The sequence below is a fragment of the Paenibacillus sp. GL_099_B genome (assembly GCF_057835695.1).
The window spans coordinates 188245-211875 of record NZ_CM174430.1 but is presented as its reverse complement, the minus strand read 5'-3'; the positions used below and the strand labels follow the sequence as shown (position 1 = coordinate 211875).

Genomic DNA, 23631 nt, shown 5'->3' with positions numbered 1-23631 from the left:
GGCATGGCTTGGCATAAGACAACTCTATTCTTTGATTGCTCCGATCATAACACCTTTAACAAAGTATTTCTGCAGAAACGGATAGATGAACAATATAGGCAGGGTGGCTACCATGACGGTTGCGTATTTCACACTTTCCCCGATGGCCTCTTTGTCCATAGCGGTCGCTCCTGTCGTCATCGAGTCTGTACTGTTCTGAATCAGAATTTCTCGCAGCACCAGTTGAAGTGGAAACAGGTTCCGGTCCCGAATATACAGGATCGCACTGAACCATGAATTCCAGTGACCGACGCCGTAAAAAAGAATCATCACCGCAATAACGGGCATGGACAATGGCACTACGATCCGCCAGAGAATGAGCATCTCTCCCGCCCCGTCTATACGGGCCGACTCTAGTAGACTTTCCGAGATTTCCGCAAAGGAAGTCCGCATAATAATCAGATTATAGCTGCTGATCAAACCGGGTACAATCAGAGCCCAGAGGCTGTTCCCCATATGAAGCGTGTTATTGATCAACAGATAAGACGGTATGATTCCACCGTTAAAAAACATCGTAAATACAATCGCCAGCATAATCGGATTGCGGAGCATAAAGCTTTTGCGGGACAACGTGTACGCCCCCAGAATGGTGAACAGCAAATTAAGCGCCGTGCCCACCACCACAATGAATATCGTATTCCGGTATCCGGACAGAATGTTGGGGTTGCTCAGCACCAGCTTGTAGCTCTCCATTGTAATCCCTTTGGGGAAAAGCAGCAGACCTCTATGAGCCATGAGTTGACTTGAGTCGCTAAGCGATGCATTCAGCACATGCAGCAATGGATACAAAGTTACGATAATTAGCCCTGTCATCAGAATCGCGTTGGCACCGCCAAACAGCCGTTCTCCAATGGATCTTTTCATTTGCAAAGAAATCCCTCCCTTCACCTCGTTCTTGGCTAGAACAGCTTGGTATTGGATATCACCTTGGACAGGCGATTGGCACCAATTAACAGCGCAAAGTTAATGACCGACTGGAAGAGACCCACCGCGGTTGTATAGCTGAACTCGGCACTTTCACTAATCCCTTTGCGGTAGACAAACGTTGAGATCACATCTGCCGTATCATACACATTCGGATTATAGAGCAGAATAATTTTCTCGAACCCAATCTCCATCAATCCACCAATACGGAGAATGAGTAGAATCATAATCATCGGAATGATGCCGGGAAGCGTGATATGCCACACCTGGCGAAGTCGGCTTGCTCCGTCCACGTTGGCAGCATCGTAGAGCTCGGGGTTAATGCCGCTAAGCGCAGCCAAATAAATGATGCTGGAGAAGCCAAGCTCCTGCCAGATCGATGAGGCGGTATAAATGGTACGGAAATTGGCCGGATCGCTGAGAAGCGCGCTGCTCTGTCCACCAAAATAACCAATGATGGTGTTAAACAGTCCATCCCGGGATGAGAAATCAACAATCATGCCGCAGATGACGACAATGGAAATAAAGTGGGGAATGTACGAGATCGTCTGCACCGTGCGTTTGAAGATTTCATGCCTGAGCTCATTAAGCAGAAGGGCAAGAAGAATGGGAGCCGGGAAACCGAACAACAGTTGATAAAAACTTAGCAAAAGAGTATTCTTCAGAATCCGCCAGAAATAATAGCTCTGAAAGAAATCACGAAAATGCTGCAATCCGACCCAATCACTGCCCCATATGCCTTTGCCCACCGAGTAGTCTTTGAACGCAATAATGGCTCCGTACATCGGCAGGTATTTGAAGACGAGAAAATATAAAACGACGGGAAGAGCCATCCAATAGATGGCTTTATTCTTTTTGTAATTGAGCCATAACAAGGAAAGCTTGTGCGACACCTTCTCCATCCCCTTCCTTTTTCATTCAAAAGAGGGCGTCAACGGTGTAAAGCCGTAAAAAGGCTTCACCACCCGTGAACATCTCTTCCTTATCTGGCGTTATAACGGTCCAGGGCAGCTTGCTGAATTTCAATAGCCCGTTTAACGTTAAACTTGTTGATCTGATCAACAAACTTGTCAAAGTTCTCAATCGGCTCGACCCCAATGACAAATTTGACGAACATCTCATCCCGGTAAGTTCCAATATCACTCATGATTTTGCTGTACTCCGTGGATTCTTCTGTCGTCAGACTGGTAGGAGGAAGGCCTACCTTCAGTGTATTATCGCTGTATTTGGAGAACAGAACCGCCGCATCCTTCTGTTGTTGGAGCTGATAATATTGCTCGTTGTACCGATCGTCATCCTCCCCCACGAAGGGATAGTTCGCAATAAAATGTTTAGCCATGGCCTGAGCAACCGAAAGACCGTCCGGATTTTTCAAAATCTCATCGGTATAGGTCGGGTAACCGTCCTTCATTGTGTAAGTGAGGCCCTCCACACCAAAATTTTTCAGCATATGCCCTTCTTCACTGAAGAAATAATCGAGTGCTTTGACCGTTTCCTCTGGATGTTTGTTGCTATTGGTGAGCACAACGCCGCTACTGCTCCACTCCCAGGAACGTCCGGTAAACATCGGCTCATCACCCTTATTCAGCACCGGATACTGGGTTGCTGTCAGATTGGCATTCGGATCCGTTTCCTGCAGAGCGGGCAGGTAGCGGCCTACACCTCCACCGATGAAGGTGAAAAACGCACCAGCTTGACTGCTCAATATTTTGGCGTCGTATGTTTTCTGGTCATTAGTAGCAAAATCGGGATCAATCAATCCCTCCTGATACCAGCGATGGAACATCGTTAGAAATTCCTTATATTCCGGCTCAATTGGTCCATAGACTACCTTGCCATCTTTCATAAACGTGTTATTAGTGATGCCGTAAGCCTCTAGATATGTCGGTGCGGCTGGTCCCATAGTGCTCATTTTGGGTGGTGCACCAAACAACAGGGGCGCTGCTACGCCTTTTTTCTCCTTGAAGGCCTTGAGTACCGTCTCCCATTCCTCAATCGTTTCCGGTTTCTCCAGCTTCAGCTCATCCAACCAATCCTGACGGATGAACGTACCGCCGAAGGTTTTGTATTCCCCCAGACGCAGATGCGGTATTGCATAGATATCTCCGTTGTCGGCTTTTAACTGTTTGGCAACCTCGGGATTCTCCTCCAGGATTTTTTTTAAATTGGGAGCGTATTCATCAATGAGTTCGTTCAGCCGAATGATGATACCATCATTGAATAGTTTGGCGTAATCTCCATTTACAAACATGGCATCAGGCAGCTGATTCGAGGCAATCATGACATTGAACTGTTCGGTCTCGGCACCCACAGCGGGATGCTGGAATTCGATTTTGGTATTGGTTTTCTTCTCCCATTCCTTAATCGCCGTAATTTCATTCATGCTCTTGAGTGTGATGGAAGCATTGGTATTCATCGACATCCAGATTGAAATGGGGGTAGGTCCATCTCCTCCTGCTTCACCTGTACTTCCGTTGTCTCCTGAACAGCCCCCAAGAGCAGCAATGCTCAACATTAGGCAGATTCCAATTGTCAGTCGTTTTCTCCATGACCTTTTCATCACTTCACGTCCCCCCATTGAATGTATCGTGGATAAGCAGCCCTGTCATCGCTCTCCATAAAGTTACCGTTTGCCCGCTATATTGGCTATCCTCCATTCTTGCCGACATATCCAAAATTTGATATTTCCTTGTGTAGCGCAGGATTTACACATGAATGCAAGAGATCAAGATCATATTTCCAGATTGAACGGTAAGCAAAAGAAGGAGATCGATCAAGCCTGTTTCCAAAATCATAGGGTGTTTGACCAGTCGCTGCCACTTATATGGAATAAACTATTATCACTTCTTACTTGAACGTGTTCGATTTTTTCATAAGGAGCGTCCAACAACGTGAAGGAGGAAACAGGAATGGCGATCCGCTACAGCGTCATTATCCCAACCTATAATCGGGCTCATCAGTTATTGCTTACACTGGCAGCCCTCGAGACACAAACCTATCCGAAGCACCTTTTCGAGGTCATCGTAGCTGATGACGGTTCCACTGATGGAACGAAAGAACAGGTCCAGGCATTCCAGTCTTCATATTCTTTGACTTACGTATCCCAAACGGAGCAACGTGGCAGATCAGCGATTCGGAATTTGGGGCTACAGCATGCCAAAGGTCTGTATGTTATCTTCTGTGATGCTGACTTTCTGGCATTACCCGAATTTATCCGAACAGTGCGTCAATATCATCGTAAAAATCCCAGAGCAGTCGTTTCAGGTTTTCCGCATTCTTTTGCCGATGCTTATACCCACTACTATCCAGACTTCTCTCCATCGGAAAAAGAACATTGCCGTTCAATCCTTACCCCTTCAAACTTATGGCGTCCTGAATTTGACGCAGCGAATGAAATTATCCCACTGGTTACACCGGAAGATATCATTCATCAGACAGATGCATTGTCCAAAGTCATTTTCCCAACCAAAATACCGATTGGTGTCATCAAGCAATTTGCCAGCACCGATGTGGCTCCTTGGATGTTGCTTGTCACTCGGTGCGTATCCATTCGGCGTAGTCTATTGAATCGGGTCGGTGGTTTTAATGAACGGTTTGTACTTTATGGGCTTGAAGACTGGGATCTGGGCTACAGGCTGCATCGTTTGAAAGTGCCCTTCTACTGCATGAAAGAGGTCGTGGGTTATCATCAGGAACATCCCACTCATTTCCGAGGGGAAGTGCTCAACACAGAGAATCTGAAAATCATGCTTGAAACCTATGGATTCAATGATTCCGCACTCAATTTATTCTGCGTTGTACCGCCATCAGCTGACCTGGAAACCTACAAAAAAACGCTGCGAATCTTGCGCAGAGGCTTCCGGTCCAGAACAACACGTTCTTCCGCACGATTGTTAAAGAAAACATTACGGATTGCCGCCAAACACTTCGCGCTTCAAACAGATGTGGAAGCGTATAAAAAATCTCTCGCAAGAATACAGAGAAAAGCAAAAGGCAGAAGAAGTCGGGTGGCTCGCGTTTTACAGGATATGGCGCAGAGGTCTGAAAAACTGGTAGAGTAGTTAACTGTATCAATAACTTCGCCCATACTACTCCTGTTCCAATTGCATTCACTTTTTTAATACAACACAAAGCCCCCTATCTACATCTTTGTAGAATAGGAGGCTACGTTTCCTTCATGCTCGTTTTCCTCACCTTACGGTGAATCACACGTTTTCAAATTCAATAATTTAAAACTCTTCGTATTCGCTCGGGTCCTGATTCCACAACCGTCCATCCTCACGATTATAAGAAGAAATGACTTCCATCTCCTTCTCGCTCAGCTCGAAATCGAAAATATCGATATTTTCTTGCTGGTGTTGAAGAGAGCCTGATTTTGGGATAGGAATTGAACCAAGCTGGGTATGCCAGCGCAAAATAACCTGAGTACCCGTTTTGCCATGAGCTTCGGCAATACGAAGGATCTGTTCATCCTTTACGATATCTTGCACTGCATCATTGCCACGCCCAATGGGACTCCACGATTCGTTAACAATGCCATGCTGCGAATCCTTCTCCCGCTGATCGGCTTGGTCAAAGAATGGATGCAGCTCAATCTGATTCAGGCTTGGCGCTACTCCCGTCTCCTTAATCAGGCGTTCATTATGTTCCGGTAGGAAATTGCTAACTCCGATTGAACGGATATATCCGCGTTTTTTGGCCTCAATGAGTGCCTGCCACGCTTCCACATACATATCCTGCTTGGGATTCGGCCAATGAATCAGATATAGATCATAATAATCCAGATCTGCTCTGTATAGGGATTCTTGGATGGCTACAATCGCCTTTTCAAAGGCATGGTAACGCCCTGGCAGTTTAGATGAAATCAGCAATTCTTCCCTGGGAACTGAGCTCTGCTTAATGGCCTTTCCGACAGTCGCCTCGTTCTCATAGTTATACGCTGTATCAATCAGTCGGTAACCTGCATCCATCGCGGACGCTATGGATTTGACACCTTTTTCTCCTTTTAAGCTATAAGTACCAAAGCCAATGGCAGGTACTTTTAAACCATCATTCAACGTATATTCCGGGATTGTATGATTCATCTGTAAACTCTCCTTTGCGAAAGATATACTAAAACGATATGGAAAAGGTGATATGCCCTCTCGTTTATTCTACCCCTCCATACGCGGATGAATCAAATGAAAGAGCCACCACCCCGTTTAACGGGGTAGTGGCTTTCTCGTCTAGTTCTATTGGAGGCCAGTCGCCTCTTCATTCAAACGAAGAGATCGGCGTGGCGGATAACGACTGCTTGCCCATAAAGTTCTTAATGGCCATAGCAGCCTGCTTGTACCCGCCAGCATCGCGTAACGTTTTCCCAATAACCTCAGCATGTTCCTTGTAGGAGGCATTACCGAGCACTTCTAATACCGCGTTTCTCAGTACGTCGGGTGTAAGGTTATTTTTATCCACGATGACCCCTGCTCCCAACTCCTGCACCCGGCCTGCTACACGCGGCTGATCCGAGGTTAACGGGAGCAAAACCAACGGTACATTATAATACAAAGCTTCGCTTGTACTGTTCATGCCCGCATGTGTCAGAAAAGCATCTACACCCTGCAAAACCTCCAGTTGCGGGAGGTAGGGTCTGATGATGAAGTTGTCAGGAATGAGATCAGCAATGGGCTCCAAATCGGTATCCTTCCCTGAAGATAATATAAATTGCACAGGCAAATCCCGAAAAGCCGTAAAGCACAGCTTATAAAAATCAAGATCCTTATTTAAAATGGTTCCCATCGAAATATAAACCGCCTGTTTATAAACGGCATGCAGGGATTCGTTTGCAAAGGATGGTGCATCCTTGCGGGGTGTAATAGATGGGCCGGTGAATACAAAGCTGTCGTCCAGCTTGTCCCCCATGGGTTGAAAATAACGGCTTGTATAAACAATCTTCAGTTGTCCTGGGTGCCCTGAAAGATCCGCCAGAGAAGGAACAGCCACATTGAACTGGGAAGCTAATTGCTGGGACATCTCCATGATGCCGTTATATAGCTCTTTGACCTCCTCATCGTCATCCTTCAGTTGATTACCGAATCCGAGAGGCTCCACAAAAACAAAAGTGGTGGTTGAGCATACCGCTGGTATACCCAGCTTTTCGCCTAATATTTGTCCTCCCCAACCTATTATGGAGTCGAAAATTAAATAATCGTAGGTTTCATTTTCGATCAGATTCAGAACATCCGGAATAAACCGCTGAATAATTTTCTTCAAAACCATATATACAAATTGATAAGGGTGCTTGATTTCAAATGGCTTCATATCTGGGTTGTTGAGCAGGGTTGCCTCGTTGAAGGAGTATGCTTTAAATTGTGCGCCTAATGCTTCAATCTTTGTCCGATATTTTTCCGTACAACAGTAGACAACTTCATCTCCGTTCTCTATCAGTTCCTTGATTATTCCGAGCGTCGGATTGATATGCCCTTCTGCAGGCATCATTACAACTAATACACGTGCCACGAGATTCACCTCCATTAAATTTTCCAATCTTCAAAGCGGGACATTTTATTTCTATATAAATTGAACTAAAAAATAATTTACACTTGCCACTCCGATGACAGAATAACCTTCCGATCGCTGTTATCCCCAGATTTTTTTGGATTCCCTTTTTCAAAGGGGAAAATCCGGGGATAAAGGCGAACGCTCCGCTTCTTCAGGTTATTTCTGTCCTCTACGTTCTCGTGTAAACATTTAGTTGATTTTATATAGCTTCAAAAAGGAAGGCTAAAATAAAATCTGGAAATCATGCCCATATGAATATACTATTAATTATTTCCATTTTTGTAAATAGTATATATGTCACTTTTTGAACAAAAAAAGCACCTTTACGGTGCTTCCTCTGTTCATATTTATATTGGATCGGGTAAATAACCTATCTCAATATCCTCTCGAATATTGGGGGCTTTCTTTTAGTTGCACGATATCATGACCTGTTGGATTTTGGAAGGCACGAAGACCAAATGTCGGCGCAACGGCGAAGATGTGGTCAAAAATATCTGCTTGGACCGATTCATACACGCCCCAGGCGATATCATTGCTGAATGCATAGATTTCAAGTGGTAGTCCGTTATCTCCCGGCGCCAACTGTCTCACGATCAACGTCATATCCTTATGAATTTTCGGATGATTTCTCAGATATTGATGGATATATTCCCTGAATACACCCACATTCGTAAGCTGTCTACCGTTCACAATGCTTTCCGTATTAATGTGGTGTTCCATGTTGTATTCGTTAATTTCATTTAATTTTGTCTCAAGATAATCCGTAAGATAGTGGATCTTCTGAAATTCCCCAATCATTTCCTTGGTGCAAAAGCTTATGCTGCTTGTATCGATATAGACACTTCGCTTAATTCTTCTGCCACCAGATACCTGCATGCCTCTCCAATTTTTGAATGAATCCGAGATGAGCGCGTAGCTTGGAATCATCGTGATCGTTTTATCGAAATTCATAACCTTTACCGTGTTTAACGTAATATCGATGACGTCGCCGTCGGCATTATATTTGGGCATTTCAATCCAGTCACCAACACGCACCATGTCATTCGATGATAATTGCACGCCTGCCACCAGTCCCAATATGGAATCCTTGAAGACAAGCATCAGAACAGCTGATAAAGCGCCGAGTCCACTGAGAATAATCAAAGGATTCTGACCAATAAGGCTCGAGATGACGATAATGCCCCCAATGATGAAAAGAATGATCTTGGCTACCTGAATGTATCCCTTAATGGGTCTGATCTTGGAGACTTCATAGGAACGATATATGGTATCAAAGGCATTAAGCAGTGCATTTAATACCGTGATGGTTATGACGATCATATAAGTTAGAGCTGCTTTTTCAATCAAAGCTTGATAGGACGGGAAGATATAAGCTGAATAATAAATGATAATCGCCGGTACCAGATGTGAGAGGTTGTGGAACACTTTTTTCTCCACAATGATTTTATCCCACGTGTACCGATTGTTGTTGATGATCTGGATAATAATCTTCAGCACGATTTTTTTAGCTATAAAATTGGCCAGTATGGAGACCACAGCTATAAATACCACCATGATCATATTCGAAAGATATCCAATGGTTTGTTCACTCATGCCAGTTCCGTCTAGTTGATTTTTGATAAAGTCCATTGTATCCTCCTGACGCGGTTTATATTAACTTATTATTATAAATTACATTCTAGTACGAAGTAAAATTGCAATAAAATACAGCAATCGGTTGATGGGGTACAGTGTACATGCCCCTTTCATGAGTATCACGTCACACAAATGGGCTAATGTGCATAGACTGGGCTAAATATAAACCAGATTCTTGCATTGGAGATGTGAACATTGAGTAATACAAAAAATAAGGCTAAGACTCAGCAATTTCCCATGAAAAAGCTTTCTCCCGTAAGCATGGTAACGGAGCTTCCACCCGTACGCGGTAATTTAAGAACCTCTTCCTCAAATCCAAATAAGTCCATTCATAATGAAAAGGACACAACATCCGCTATCGATGCATGCGTAGACCGTGCTTTTCGTATTCCTATATTTTTGAGTACAACCAACACGGTAAATGACCCGCAAGAGCAATTTCTGAACCGTCTGATTAGGGAAATTGAAGATGCATTGCTCTTTCCCCGCACATTGCCTGTTAGTGAACAATACCCGGAAAACATTCTAACGAATATACGGCGCTTGGTTTTTTCAAGCTATGGTCTGCTCGCGATCAACTTCCGAAGATTTTTTGTTCAAATTCTTGAATCCAATGTAGGGGAGCCCCCAACGACCACCCCGTTCTGGGAAGGATCGACTTTTTCTCAAATCGAGCCTGCCATGGCTTTTCAATTCGGAATTCCAATCTTATTAGTTAGAGAAAAGGGAACTGACGTCAGTAATGGGATTTGGGCTGGAGGAATCACACCTCTCAACATATTTGTTGACTGGGATTCCGACACTCAATCGGTAGACGATTTCTTTAACAGTGTTCAATGGAGAGAAGTCTTTGCCAATTGGACGGCGGAGGTAAGGGGTAACTATTTGCTTCGCACGGAACCCCTGTTCAATAATTAAAGTTAGGTTCGCCTTTTATTGATCTCATAGATACCAAAAAAGAGACCTCAAAGGGTCTCTTTTTTGGTATTGTAGGCGAACCGTCATCAACCTGGTTCGGAATCCCCCTCTGTAATAACCAATCTGTTAAATGAATTCAGCTTTTTGAAGAAATCGCTGAATAATTGCTGCGGTTTCTGCTCTCGTAATATTTTGCAGTGGAAGCAGTTTTCCTTTGTAACCGCCGATAACGCCGATTTCAACGGTTAATGCTGCAGCTTGCTGCGCCCAAGTGGCCAATTGCCCGCGATCTGCGAATTGGTTGACTAGCTTTTGCCGCTTCGTACTGTCTATCTCCTTATTCAGCCCCGCAAGCTTCAATGCCCTAGATAGAATAACCATCGTTTCCTGTCTGGTGATCTTCTCATTTGGTTTGAAGAAACCATCGCCAAGTCCATCGATTAGCCCATAAGAATATCCGATCTGAATTGCTTGATGATACCATGCTTCCTCCGCTACATCCTTGAAATCAAACGTCTTGTTAGCTGAGTTTAAGCCTAATGCTCTGATAATAATAGCCATAAATTCTGCGCGCGTAATCTCGCTTTCCGGTAAAAACCGCTGCTCGTCAGCTCCATTAATGACGAGTCTTGAGGCTAAGTCATTGATACTTTCTTGAGCCCAATGTTTGGATATATCCGTAAAGGTTTTTTGATGATAAATAAGTGCATAAATGCTATTGGTCATACTATTAAGGATAGCGTAATCGCGCCCTCCTTCACGTATTACCTTCGTCGGAATATGAACAATTGTACCATCCGACATAAGCTTTACTCCTGTCGTAATGCGTTTAGGATCTATCCCTTCGGGAATTGCAACGCGCCTTTCTACAAAAGTATCGAATTGATTTAATTCTAATTCCTTGTTTCCGTATAGCCCTTTTATAGAAAAACGTACTGGCGGACCAACAAGAGAAACCTGTCCGTCACCCACCTTCTTGAATACAAATGCCGAATTAGGAAGAATAGTGATCTCTACCTTGATCTTCACATCCTTCAAAGGGATATCAGCTCCTAATTGATTACGCCATTTATTAACGCTAACTTGGGATAAGGGAACAGTATACACAACATTTTCTGTATACACTTGAATAGCTGCATTGTTGTTCTCTAAGCTTTGCAGAAGTGCAGCGTTCATCTCCCAATTGACGGTATCGGAATGGTTACGAACCTTAATGGTAATTACCGGTTTGTTATCCGATTCATTCAGCATCCCTTTAAGTTGGGCTTCTTCCAAGAAGACCGTTGTTACCTTTTTTCCTTCTACCATTTTAATATCAACTTTAGCCGCATTCTCTGTCTTAGTTCCCGTACTAATGACAACATCAGAACTAGAAGGGATATCTATGCTCCCTGTACCTCCAGAAGTGTTATCTATGCTCCCTATACTTCCAGAAGCGCCGCCGTTAGAACCACCAGAGATTTCTTGGTAGGTAATTGAAGCCATGTTTGCCACACTAACATTACCCGCAGCATCTCGAAATTGGACGTAAAGGTTCTTTAATCCCGAGCTACCCGTAAAGCTCCAATTTTTCGTAGGTAATACGTTCTCCCAATTCAACCATGTTAAATTATCACCAGAAAAACGCATATCTGTAACGCCGCTACCTGTGCCATCTGAAGAAGTCAAAGTTAATGTCACTAACTTGCTACTCGTCGTGGCTACACCACTATTTATCAAGATTGTTCCTGTAGGAATCGTTTGGTCCAGCTTAATAACGTCACTGATTGTTTCACTCATATTGCCAACCTTGTCTTTAAACTGTACATATACCGTCTTCTCACCGTCACCCGGTACAAGACTCCAAGTCTTTGTTATCGCTGATGGTTCCCAGCCGCTCCAGTCGCTTCCATTGTTTGAAAAACGCATCTCTTCCACACCACTACCATTATTTCCGTCGTTGCTAGTCAGAGTGAGTTTAGCATCCGTCGCATTTGTCCATTCCGCACCCGCTTGAATGATTACCGTCCCCGTTGGTGAGGTTGCATCAATTTGGAATTGAACGGTTGTTGCATTCCCTGCCACATCCGTTACAACAAGCGTATACGCACCATCCTGATCGATCTCCGTACCGCTAATATAAGGAGTTCCATTCAATTCCGCTGTTCCTTCGTTGAAACTGGGAGTTACCGTCTTATAAACTCCGCCCTCGCTTACCCCTGTAATTGTAGGTGCTACTGTATCGATCGTGAAACTAATAGTTGTCACGTTGCCTGCTGCATCCGTTACAACCAGCGTGTACACGCCATCCTGATCAATCTCTGTATTTGTAGCGAAAGCAGCACCATTCAATGTCGCTGTTCCTTCGTTAAAGCGGATGGTCACTTGCTCTTTATAACTCCCGCCGTTCGTTATTCCTGTTACTATAGGTGCTATCTTGTCGATCTCAAAAGTTATCCTCGTTACATTACCTACCGCATCCGTCACGACCAGGGTATACACACCATCTAGAGTAACCTGTGTACCACTAGAAAAAGCAGCTCCGTTTAAGGTCGCTGTTCCTTTGTTAAAGGTAATCACTTTGTTAATGTTGTATATTCCGCCGTTCGCTACTCCCGCCACGATAGGTGACGCCGTATCAATCTGGAAGCTCACCATCGCATTATTGCCTGCTGAATCGGTGACGATCAGCGTATACGTTCCATCCTGCATGATTTCTGTACCACTGGTAAAGGGAGCCCCATTAAGCAATCCGGTGCCTTCGTTAAATACAGGAGTAACTCTGCTGTTATATACTTTGTTATTCACTACATTCGTAATAGTAGGAGCTATTGTATCTACTGCAATCGTACTGCTGATCGTTGAGCTGCTCGAATTGCCGACTCTATCTTTATATTGTACATATACGGTCTTAGCTCCCTCGCCAGCGGGAAGGACCCATGACCTCCCGTTCAGGTCAGCGATACTGAACCAACTGGTCTGCCAAGTGCCGTTAATATTGGAGAGACGCACCTGCTCAACTCCTGAGCCGCTTCCATCCGAATAGGTTCCTTTCAATGTGACCGTCGATGATTTCGTCCATGAGGCACCATCATTAATGATCAGTGTACCTATTGGTGCTGTTTGATCCAATAGAATGGTCTGAGAAGAATTGGAAGATATCGCATTGTTGGAATCCCTCAACTGCATATAGATGGTCTTCGCCCCATCTCCTCCAGTTAGACTGAATGTTGCAGTATTGCTGAAGGGCAGCCAAGATGCCGCCGATAAATTAGCAGCGCTATTCGCAAATCTCATATGGGTAACACTATCACCTGCATCAGGATCTGAACCTGTTACGGATAGATTGACTGTGCTGGTACCCGTCATCGCTCCTTCCATAATCGTGAAGGAACCCGTAGGAGGGGTATTAACCGGTCCAGTCTCATAAGTAACGACTAGCTTCGGACGGAAAGCATTCACGTAAGTCTCCAAAGAATGAATGGAGAACCAGCCGCTATCTGCATCTGTCTCATTCCCATTGAGCATAAAGGTGATTTTACGATCTGAGATATCTGTGAAAGCATCTACAGCACTTTTCACATTAAATGTAATGGATTGATTCTGAAGATACGTACCCATAGGCACTTCCGCAGTACTTTTCGCAGTGAATTTATCTGCATAAGGACTATTCGTATCTAGCGAAGGGAAGGTTACATAGTTCAAATCATTCTCCGCAGATCCCCTGACTTCCATATACAAAGTATGGTCAGGATTTCTGATAACAGTAGCAACAGTCAAGACCAACTCTGCTGATACAACAATCCCTTCTGGCACACCCAAATCAAACGTTATGCCAGCCCTCTGCCGAACATTCCCGAATTCGTCGTTACTCCTGCCAATACTAAGAAAACCATCCCCATCATTATCATGAATGCCGTCATACTGAATATGACCGTTTAATTCCATGGTATCCTTCGTAGCTGTATAGGCCTTTGTTACTGTACCCCCTGCCGCTTCAGCTCTGGGTACCAAACCGGGTGTAATTAGCGTGAATACAATAACCATAGTCATAAATAGAATTGGAATTCTTTTTCTCACTGTTTCTCCCCTTTTCCTCAAATACACCAATATCAATTTTTCTGCCCAAACGGTTAAATCTAATAGCATCCTTTCTTGTACATTGGAGTTATGTAATGAATTAAGTCTGGTAATTAGATGAAATTAGTTTAGGCAGTACATTCAAATGGAAGCACTATCCCATTATAATGATGTGAGGAAGTTCACACTATTGAGGAATGTTATGGATTGCATACATTAACAAAGTTGAGCACTTAAACAACTCTTGAAATATGTAAGCGATTTCTTATCTTTTATACTGTTTATGTTAAGATTAATGATAAGATAACTAAAAAGCCACCAACCAGATTATCTGGTTGATGGCTTTTCTTGGTCTTGCTCTAATGGAGGCGAGGGGAGTCGAACCCCTGTCCGAAGATAACGACACATAAGCTTCTACGGGTGTAGTCACAGTTTTGATGTCACCCGAGTATCGCCCCGTAACCGGCTATACGTTGGGTCAGCCTGATTGTCTTCTTCAGCACACCCCAGGCGGAGATGTGACAGCGTATCCCACTACTTGTTAGCCCCTAATCCTGTCACATGGGCGATGCAGGTTAGAAGCACGCACACAGTTTCTTAGGCTGCGAAAGCGTAGTTTGTTTGTTGTTTGCCGTTTAATAGGCTTTAGCGTTGATGAAGTGGACGCGTCCCCACTACCCGCTACCCATGCTCGAACTATCCCCGTCGAATCCATAAACGCCCCCTCATATAAGAAGGGCTCCAGGATTAATCCGTGAATACGGAGCAAAGGTGCTGCACATCTTTTTCCTCCAAGGTAAAAAGATGCTTCTTTCAAACTCGGCATTCCTGTCTGCTACAAGAACATCATAACACAGGACCATTCACCGATATAGTATAGATTGCTGGAAGACGTTCCAGCAGGCTGAGCAACTGTGCAAGTTTAACCAACACACATATGATGCTCAAGCGTCTACATATTATACCGCGTCCCTCAAGGGAAGTAAAGTTGAGTACCGAAGTGCAGACAATTCATAAACATGAACAACTTTTCTTAACTATCTTACCCACGATCCGAACAAACTACGAAGCCATCAACCAACTTACTGCAACGATTCTTTCCAGCAATCCTCACAAAGCTACCCGGTACACCACTACTAACAATTTTTATTAGACAGGGTACGAGGCAACAACTGGTGTATCTCATATCAGACCTGGCACAAAAATCTGACAGCCCCTAACAAGGGACCTCTAATCAAAACAAAAAATCTCAAGCTCTACCCAATTATAGGCATACCTTGAGATCCCTTATTTCTAAAATAACCCGCCTATCACTAACTAACTTACCATGCGCAATTCAACACATAGCAACCCAATCAACGAGCAACCTTCTGCTTCTCACGCAGTACCCGTTGAATATCACGTTGTGCATCGCGTTTTGCAGCAGACTCCCGTTTATCATACTGCTTCTTACCTTTACCCAGTCCGAGCAATAGCTTCGCATACCCGTTACGAATATAGATCTTCAGCGGTACAATGCTGTATCCGTCCTGCTTCGACAGCCCAAGTAGCTTGTGAATCTGCACTTTATGCATCAGCAGTTTGCGCGTACGTGTTGGATCAATTGGATTATGACGGTTCCCTTGTTCAAAAGGGCTAATATGCATATTGTGAATATGAATCTCACCGTTTCGAATCGTGGCAAATGCATCACCAATATTCGCACGGCCGTTACGAAGAGATTTTATCTCCGTTCCGGTAAGCACCATGCCCGCTTCATACGTATCTTCAATGAAGTAGTCATGGGAAGCCTTTTTATTCTGTGCAAGCACTTTACTCTGTCCATCACTCTTGCCCATGTCCTCACTCCTTCTCCGTAAAATAAGCCGGTACCTATGCTCTACAGCAGCGTACCACACATTTCCTCAGGTACCACAAGCCAGACCTTAATTGTAGCAAGGACCGCTGTTAAAATCAAGAAAGAGGCGGTCTGCGCCGCCCCTTCTCATTACACTCACTCCATGCTTAGCGAAACGCGATTACTTTTTCTTCTTCCGTACAAAAGCCGCCGTTCCGTTGGCAGATGCACCTTTATTTTTCTTGCGCTTACGGCGTGGCGCTCCACCTTCCTGAACACCGCCTGGTGTAGCTCCTTCTCCGATAAACACACCGCTAGGTGAGGTGTTTTTGCGTCCACTACCGCCTTTGCCACCTTTACCGGATTTGAAGCTTCCTTCACTGCGACTGCTGCCGCTGTTCAGACCATTCCCTTGTGCACTAGCTGAAGTGCCTTCCTGGCCACCCGCTGTAGAGCTATAACCACCTTTGCCTGAGCCAAAACCAAAGCTTACCGCTCCCTTGATCCGGCCAGCTGATCCGCCAGCATCTCCAGCACGACGCTCACCTCTCGGTTTGCCGCCACCTTTACCACCTGCGCTTCCTGCTGTGTTCGAAGCTCCGCTACGACCGCCACGACCACCTTTGCTGCTCTCATCGGCTGATCTGCCACCACGGCTGCCTCCAGCACCAGTTGGGGCACCTTTACCACCACGCGAGCCACTGAATACACCGGAACCACTCTTCGCGCCACCGCGTCCTCCACCACCAGCAGGACGTCCACCTTTACCTCCACGTCCACCACCGAAGCCACCAGGACGTTCGCCGCGAGGTTTCATGTCGACCATTTCAAAGTCAATTGTGTACTCTTCCATGCTCACACGCGCCACACGAATCTTCACCTCATCACCGATGCGGAAGACTTTAGAGGTACGTTCGCCAATCAGAGCCATATGTTGATCATCAAAATGGTAATAGTCGTCCGTGAGCGCACTCAGGCGAATCAGACCCTCTACCGTATTCTCCAGTTCAATGAACATACCGAAGCTGGTTACACTGCTGATCATGCCTTCGAACTCTTCGCCGACTTTATCGAGCATGTACTCAGCTTTCTTCATTTTCTCCGTATCGCGCTCGGCTTCAACCGCCACACGCTCACGTTCCGAAGACTGTTGCGCTATATCGGCCATACGTCCAGCCAAATACTCCTGACGGTTCTCAGGCAAAGCCCCATTGTTCTCAATCACTTCCCGAATAACACGGTGAATGACGAGATCGGGATAACGACGGATCGGCGATGTGAAGTGACTGTAGAATTCTGCCGCCAGACCAAAGTGACCGGACATCTCAGAATCATACTTCGCCTGTTTCATGGAACGCAGCATCATTGTACTGATAACCGTCTGTTCCTTCGTCCCGTTAATATCCTCAAGCAGCGATTGAAGTGCCCGTGGATGAATCGCGTTGCCACGTCCTTTGACGTGGTGTCCGAAATTCGCCGCAAAGGCGAGAAAATTTTGCAATTTTTCCTGATCTGGATCTTCATGCACACGATAGATGAACGGAACCTTCAACCAGTGGAAATGCTCTGCTACCGTTTCATTGGCTGCCAGCATGAATTCCTCAATGATTTGCTCCGCAATCGAACGCTCCCGTTTCACGATATCTACCGGTTTGCATTCTTCGTCCACGATGATTTTGGATTCTTCAAAATCAAAGTCAACCGCACCACGGCGCATACGCATCGCACGAAGTTTCAAGGCGATTTCTTGCATTAAGTGGAACTCATCCACCAAATCCTTGTAGCGTTCCAACAGTTCCGGCTCTTCGCCTTCCAAAATCTTGCGGACGTTGGAATACGTCATCCGCTCTTTGGTTTTAATCACACTTGTGAAAATGTCATGTTTCACAACCTTCATCTGGTCGTTGAACTCCATCTCACAAGACAGGGTCAAACGGTCTACCTGTGGGTTCAAACTACAGATCCCGTTGGACAAACGTTGCGGCAACATCGGAATAACACGGTCCACCAGATACACGCTGCATCCGCGGTTGTACGCTTCCTGGTCCAACTTGGAGTTTTCCTGCACGTAATAGCCTACATCTGCAATATGAACGCCTAGACGATAGTTACCGTTAGGTAGTTTCTCCACATTGACGGCGTCATCGAGATCCTTGGCGTCCTCGCCATCAATCGTAACGATATTCAGCCCACGCAGATCACGGCGGCCTTGCTGGATAATTTCTTCTTCCGTAATGGCATCCGGTGCCTTTTCAGCTTCTTCCACCACTTCATCCGGGAATGCTTCCGGCAACTGATGTTTGCGGATCACGGACAGGATATCAATACCCGGTTCGTCCTTATGACCGAGGATCTCAATCACTTCACCCTCTGCTGCAGCTCGGCCCTCGGGGTAGCTGACAATCCGTGCAACAACCTTTTGCCCATCAACAGCTCCAGCGAAGTTTGTACGTGGGATAAAAATGTCACGGTTAATCCGCTTGTCATCCGGAATCACAAAGCCGTACACCTCATGGCTTTGGAATACACCGACGACCTGTGTCACCGCACGGGTAACAATACGGACAATCTCACCCTCCAAGCGGCCGCCAGAAGGTCCTTGGGAAGTCACTTTAACAAACACCGTATCGCCGTTCATAGCGCTTTTCATATCATTGGCGTGGATGTACACATCCGGGTGTTCCCGATCTTCAGGGATGAGGAAAGCAAACCCCTTCGCATGAGCCTGCAAACGTCCGCGCACCAAATCCATACGTTCTGGCATACCGTAGCGGTTATTGCGGGTCAGCAGGACTTTGCCGGATTCCTCCAGCATATTAAGCATAATTAAAAAGGCTTTGAAATCAGCCGCGTCTTCAATCTCGAAGTGCTGTTCCAGTTCCTGATAAGTCATTGGTTTATAAGCGGTTTCCCGCATGAAGTCGAGCAATTGTTGTTCTGTTATCATTAATATTCACCTCGGGAAACATAAAAGTGTAATCTTGTTTCATCTCTCTATATGTAGCAGTAACCTTACAGATGTAAAGCCCTTACCGCAGGCCTCACTATCTCATACCCTAGTATACACGAATTCAATCCGGCGCATCCGTACCCTGCAAAATAAACCAAGCATGCATGGCCCCTTGCATAACCGCGCTTTCATGCATCATAACAGCATTTATGCTACATGTGTTTTGCTCTCGAAAAGACAGAAAAGAATCGGCCCAGAACAGGGCGAATATGTAGGAAGGTAACCGAACGGAAGTGAGAAGAAATCGAAGATCAGAATCGTGTGGTTCATTGGAAAAGACTGGTCATGGATGAATTTATTAAAAAACCTCCGTTTCTTCTCGAAACGAAGGTTAGTTATTCAAGCGTTCATGCTCGAAACTATCGCGTTACATAAGGCACTCCATCTCTTACTTGGAGAAGACCGTAACTACGATAGACAAAATGAAGAATCCTGCACCCAGTACAACCGTTGCACGTTGCAGGAAAAGATCCAGTCCGCGCGCTTTCGTTTTACCGAAAAGATGTTCCGCACCACCGGAGATGGCACCCGCCAAACCAGCGCTTTTCCCGTGCTGCAGCAATACTACAGTGATTAGACCGATCGAAAACACCACGAGCAGCAATTTCAAAGCAATATCCATTCTTTCCACCTCCTACCCATGTGGGCATAACATCTCACCATAAAAACAGTTACTTTAATTGTAACACAGCTATTAACGTGATACAAGTAGTGGCATTTCCTCAATTACTGAGATACAGCCACCTTCTTCAATCCTTTCTATGCTTAAGCGATTAAAATGAACTTAATAAAAAAGACAAGCCGGTTACCCGGCTTGCCCGTGAGTTGTCGTAAGACAACTTATTTTTTGAGGTTGTAGAAACCTTTAAGACCATTGTATTGAGCCAGTTCACCCAGTTGATCCTCGATGCGGAGCAATTGGTTGTACTTCGCGATACGGTCTGTACGGGAAGGAGCACCCGTTTTGATTTGACCCGCGTTTGTTGCAACAGCGATGTCAGCGATTGTGCTGTCCTCGGACTCACCGGAACGGTGGGAGATTACAGCTGTGTATCCTGCACGTTTAGCCATTTCGATTGCATCGAATGTTTCAGTCAATGTACCGATTTGGTTAACTTTGATCAGGATGGAGTTACCGATACCTTCTTCAATACCTCTACCCAGACGTTCTGTGTTCGTTACGAACAGGTCATCACCAACGAGTTGTACTTTGTCTCCCAATTTTTCTGTGAGCAATTTCCAACCATCCCAGTCATCTTCGGACATACCGTCTTCAATTGTGATGATTGGGTATTTCTCAACCCATGAAGCCAGAAGGTCAACATACTCAGCGGAAGTGTAAGATTTACCTTCGCCAGCAAGTGTGTACTTACCATCTTTGTAGAACTCAGTGGAAGCTACGTCCATACCCAGGAATACGTCAACGCCTGGTTTGTAACCTGCTTTTTCAATAGCTTCGATGATTGTAGTGATTGCTTCTTCGTTCGAACCAAGGTTCGGTGCGAAGCCACCTTCGTCACCTACAGCTGTGTTCAGACCTTTGGAGCTCAGTACGGATTTCAGGTTGTGGAAGATTTCCGCGCCTACGCGAAGAGCTTCTTTGAAGCTTGGTGCTCCAACTGGAAGAACCATGAATTCTTGGACGTCGATGTTGTTGTCAGCATGCTCACCACCGTTGATGATGTTCATCATTGGTACTGGCAGTACTTTAGCGTTGAATCCGCCCAGGTAAACATACAATGGCAGATCCAAAGCGTCAGCAGCTGCGCGAGCTACAGCCATGGATACAGCCAGGATTGCGTTAGCACCCAGTTTACCTTTGTTTGGCGTACCATCCAAAGTAATCATCAATTTGTCGATACCCAGTTGATCCAATGCATCCATACCGATTACTTCTGGAGCGATTGTTTCGTTTACGTTTTTAACAGCTTGCAGAACGCCTTTACCGAGGTAACGGGATTTGTCGCCATCGCGAAGCTCAACAGCTTCGTGGGCACCAGTGGATGCACCGGATGGAACGATAGCGCGTCCGATTGCGCCGGACTCCAGGTATACTTCAACTTCAACTGTAGGGTTACCGCGGGAGTCGAGGACTTCGCGAGCGTACACGTCAGAAATAATAGTCATGAGTGATAATCTCCTTTTAATTTGGAATTTTATTTTAATACGTTCAGATAGTTGAGTTTCACCAGGCCACTCCGCATGCAGTACCGTCTTCCGATCGCTGTTATCCCCTGATTTCTTTGAACTTATTTTAATAAGTTGAAATCATGTGATAAAGGCGAACGCTTCGCTTCTACAGATCGGTTCTGCCCGCTTCGTTAAGGTTCAACTTAGGCCTTATTCAATAACCTATTAAAATTATATTATTTACGGGTAGCAATGACGGATGTACCTGTCATTTCAGCCGGTTTAGGCAATTGCATCAAGTCAAGAATCGTTGGAGCGATATCCGCGAGGATTCCGCCTTCACGCAGGGTAACGTTAGCATCTGTAACGATGAGTGGAACCGGGTTCGTTGTGTGAGCCGTGAACGGACGTCCTTGCTCATCAAACACCATATCCGCGTTACCATGATCCGCAGTAATCAGCACAACGCCGCCTTTAGCGAGAACTGCATCCACAACACGGCCCATGCATTCGTCCGTTACTTCTACTGCCTTAATCGTAGGCTCCAGCATGCCGGAGTGTCCAACCATATCAGGGTTAGCGAAGTTCAGAATGATGGCGTCATGTTTGTCTGCTTCAATCTCGCGAACACATGCGTCAGCTACTTCATACGCGCTCATCTCCGGCTGCAAGTCGTACGTTGCAACTTTTGGTGAGTTGATCAGCACACGAGTTTCGCCCGGAAGCTCAACATCACGGCCGCCGCTGAAGAAGAAGGTTACGTGCGGGTATTTCTCGGTTTCTGCAATACGCAACTGTTTCTTGTTGTTCTGTACCAGAACTTCACCCAGCGTGTTGTCGAGGTTTTTAGGCGAGTAAGCCACATAACCTTCAACGGTCTCGCTGAACAAGGTCAGGCACACGAAGTGCAAGCCCACAGGTAACTTCGGACCGCGGTCGAAACCACGGAAATCCTGGTTCGTGAATACTTGCGACAATTGGATCGCACGGTCAGGACGGAAGTTGAGGAAAATGACGGAATCGCCGCTCTCCACCAAACCTACTGGCTGGCCATCTGCTTTAACGATAACCGTTGGTTCAACGAATTCGTCAAATACGGATTTTTCATACGATTCTTCAACTGCTTTGAGTGGATCAGTGTATTTTGGTCCATCACCATAAACGATGGCACGATATGATTTCTCAACACGTTCCCAACGTTTGTCACGGTCCATCGCATAGTAGCGACCTTGAACCGTTGCGATTTGTCCTACACCGACTTCTTCGATTTTGGCAATCAGCTTCTGCATGAACTCTTTACCGCTATCTGGCATAACATCACGGCCATCCATGAAGGCATGAATGTATACGTCATTCATTCCTTCTTTTTTGGCGAGATCCAGCATAGCGAACAAGTGGTCGATGTGACTATGTACGCCGCCATCGGACAACAAACCATACAAGTGAAGCTTTTTACCGCTTTGTTTCGCTTCGCGAACAGCTTTAACGAGTGTCTCATTGTCGTAAAATTCACCGTCACGAATCGATTTGGAGATACGAGTCAAATCCTGGTATACGATCCGGCCGGCACCAATGTTCAGGTGACCTACCTCGGAGTTCCCCATTTGCCCTTCGGGCAAACCTACAGCTTCACCGCAAGCAGTGAGAGTTGTGTGTGGGAATTGGCTCATAAAACGGTCATAGTTCGGTTTCTTGGCTTGCGCTACCGCGTTGCCTTCCACCGTGTTACGAAGACCAAAGCCGTCCATAATGATCAGTGCTACAGGTTTTGGAGCTGTCATTACTTCGCCCCCTCAACAAGCGCGATGAACGAAGCCGGCTGCAAGCTGGCACCGCCAACAAGCGCGCCGTCGATGTCGCTTTGTCCGAGGTATTCTGTTACGTTCTCAGGTTTAACACTGCCGCCGTATTGAATACGAACTGCATCTGCTACCTTTTGGTCGTACAGATCCTTCACCAGCGTACGAATGTAAGCAATAACTTCATTCGCATCTTGGGAAGTGGAGGATTTGCCTGTACCAATCGCCCAGATTGGCTCATAAGCGATAACCACTTGTGCTGCCTGATCTGCGGACAGACCTGCAAAAGCAGCTTCCGTTTGCACTTTGCACACGTCTTTCGTTTGATCAGCTTCGCGCTCTTCAAGCGTCTCACCAAGGCAAAAGATTGGAGTCAATCCGTGACGGAATGCTGCATGCAACTTTTTATTGACAGTCTCATCGGTTTCCGCAAAATATTGACGGCGCTCCGAATGACCAATAATGACGTAATCCACACCCAGGTCTTTCAGCATCACGCCGCTGATTTCACCTGTGAATGCACCGTTGTCTTCAAAATGAAGATTTTGTGCACCAATTTTGATGTTTGTGCCTTTAACAGCTTCTACCAGGGATGGCAGATTCGTAAACGGTGCGCAAATAACAGTCTCTACGCCTTCAACTTCCGCTTTTCCTTTAACTTCCTGAATGAAGTCATTGGATTCGGAAACCGTTTTGAACATTTTCCAGTTACCTGCGATAATCGGTGTTCTCATGGTTTT

General features: G+C 45.6%; 15 protein-coding genes and 1 other RNA gene. 2 read left to right on the top strand and 14 right to left on the bottom strand.

Going from position 1 to position 23631, the window contains the following annotated elements:
- Positions 1-24: 24 nt before the first annotated feature.
- The 3 genes from AC3ITG_RS00990 to AC3ITG_RS00980 all read right to left on the bottom strand — a co-directional run bounded on the left by AC3ITG_RS00990 (position 25) and on the right by AC3ITG_RS00980 (position 3523).
- Positions 25-909: a carbohydrate ABC transporter permease gene (locus tag AC3ITG_RS00990; RefSeq protein WP_062326636.1), complete on the bottom strand. Its 885-nt coding sequence runs from the start codon at positions 907-909 to the stop codon at positions 25-27.
- Positions 910-938: 29 nt separating this feature from the next.
- The gene (locus AC3ITG_RS00985; RefSeq protein ID WP_489252534.1) at positions 939-1865 is read right to left on the bottom strand and encodes an ABC transporter permease; all 927 of its coding nucleotides are present in this window, start codon (positions 1863-1865) and stop codon (positions 939-941) included.
- 80 nt (positions 1866-1945) lie between these two features.
- Positions 1946-3523, bottom strand: a complete 1578-nt coding sequence (locus tag AC3ITG_RS00980; protein ID WP_489252533.1) for an extracellular solute-binding protein — start codon at positions 3521-3523, stop codon at positions 1946-1948.
- 349 nt (positions 3524-3872) lie between these two features.
- Between AC3ITG_RS00980 and AC3ITG_RS00975 the strand changes: the two genes are divergently transcribed.
- Positions 3873-5024 carry a glycosyltransferase family 2 protein gene (locus tag AC3ITG_RS00975; protein WP_413374467.1) on the top strand — a complete coding sequence of 384 codons (1152 nt, stop codon included), beginning with the start codon at positions 3873-3875 and terminating at the stop codon, positions 5022-5024.
- Between the two features lie 168 nt (positions 5025-5192).
- Here AC3ITG_RS00975 and AC3ITG_RS00970 read toward each other — a convergent pair whose 3' ends face one another.
- The 3 genes from AC3ITG_RS00970 to AC3ITG_RS00960 form a co-directional block, all read right to left on the bottom strand.
- The gene (locus AC3ITG_RS00970; protein WP_489252532.1) at positions 5193-6047 is read right to left on the bottom strand and encodes an aldo/keto reductase; all 855 of its coding nucleotides are present in this window, start codon (positions 6045-6047) and stop codon (positions 5193-5195) included.
- Between the two features lie 169 nt (positions 6048-6216).
- A complete protein-coding gene (locus AC3ITG_RS00965) occupies positions 6217-7461 on the bottom strand; it encodes a macrolide family glycosyltransferase (RefSeq protein WP_489252531.1) in 1245 nt (414 codons plus the stop codon).
- A gap of 417 nt (positions 7462-7878) precedes the next feature.
- On the bottom strand, positions 7879-9132 hold the full coding sequence (locus AC3ITG_RS00960) for a mechanosensitive ion channel family protein (RefSeq protein ID WP_489252530.1): 1254 nt from the start codon (positions 9130-9132) through the stop codon (positions 7879-7881).
- 267 nt (positions 9133-9399) lie between these two features.
- Between AC3ITG_RS00960 and AC3ITG_RS00955 the strand changes: the two genes are divergently transcribed.
- The gene (locus AC3ITG_RS00955; protein WP_489254385.1) at positions 9400-10056 is read left to right on the top strand and encodes a hypothetical protein; all 657 of its coding nucleotides are present in this window, start codon (positions 9400-9402) and stop codon (positions 10054-10056) included.
- Between the two features lie 126 nt (positions 10057-10182).
- Here the strand turns inward: AC3ITG_RS00955 and AC3ITG_RS00950 are convergent, their stop codons facing one another.
- From AC3ITG_RS00950 to tpiA, 8 genes are all read right to left on the bottom strand, one after another.
- Complete coding sequence (locus AC3ITG_RS00950) at positions 10183-14115, bottom strand: S-layer homology domain-containing protein (protein ID WP_489252529.1); 3933 nt, start codon at positions 14113-14115, stop codon at positions 10183-10185.
- Between the two features lie 360 nt (positions 14116-14475).
- Positions 14476-14840, bottom strand: a transfer-messenger RNA (tmRNA) gene (ssrA, locus tag AC3ITG_RS00945).
- A gap of 630 nt (positions 14841-15470) precedes the next feature.
- Complete coding sequence (gene smpB / locus AC3ITG_RS00940) at positions 15471-15953, bottom strand: SsrA-binding protein SmpB (protein ID WP_062326656.1); 483 nt, start codon at positions 15951-15953, stop codon at positions 15471-15473.
- A 180-nt stretch (positions 15954-16133) separates the two neighbouring features.
- Positions 16134-18899 carry a ribonuclease R gene (gene rnr / locus AC3ITG_RS00935; RefSeq protein WP_489252528.1) on the bottom strand — a complete coding sequence of 922 codons (2766 nt, stop codon included), beginning with the start codon at positions 18897-18899 and terminating at the stop codon, positions 16134-16136.
- 451 nt (positions 18900-19350) lie between these two features.
- On the bottom strand, positions 19351-19584 hold the full coding sequence (secG, locus tag AC3ITG_RS00930) for a preprotein translocase subunit SecG (protein ID WP_053782964.1): 234 nt from the start codon (positions 19582-19584) through the stop codon (positions 19351-19353).
- Between the two features lie 218 nt (positions 19585-19802).
- Positions 19803-21089 carry a phosphopyruvate hydratase gene (gene eno / locus AC3ITG_RS00925; protein WP_024629499.1) on the bottom strand — a complete coding sequence of 429 codons (1287 nt, stop codon included), beginning with the start codon at positions 21087-21089 and terminating at the stop codon, positions 19803-19805.
- A gap of 239 nt (positions 21090-21328) precedes the next feature.
- On the bottom strand, positions 21329-22873 hold the full coding sequence (gene gpmI, locus AC3ITG_RS00920; protein ID WP_413374459.1) for a 2,3-bisphosphoglycerate-independent phosphoglycerate mutase: 1545 nt from the start codon (positions 22871-22873) through the stop codon (positions 21329-21331).
- Entirely contained in the window at positions 22873-23625 is a 753-nt protein-coding gene (gene tpiA, locus AC3ITG_RS00915) for a triose-phosphate isomerase (protein WP_063566490.1), read from the bottom strand. Before tpiA ends, gpmI begins: the two co-directional genes overlap by 1 nt.
- Positions 23626-23631 lie beyond the last annotated feature (6 nt).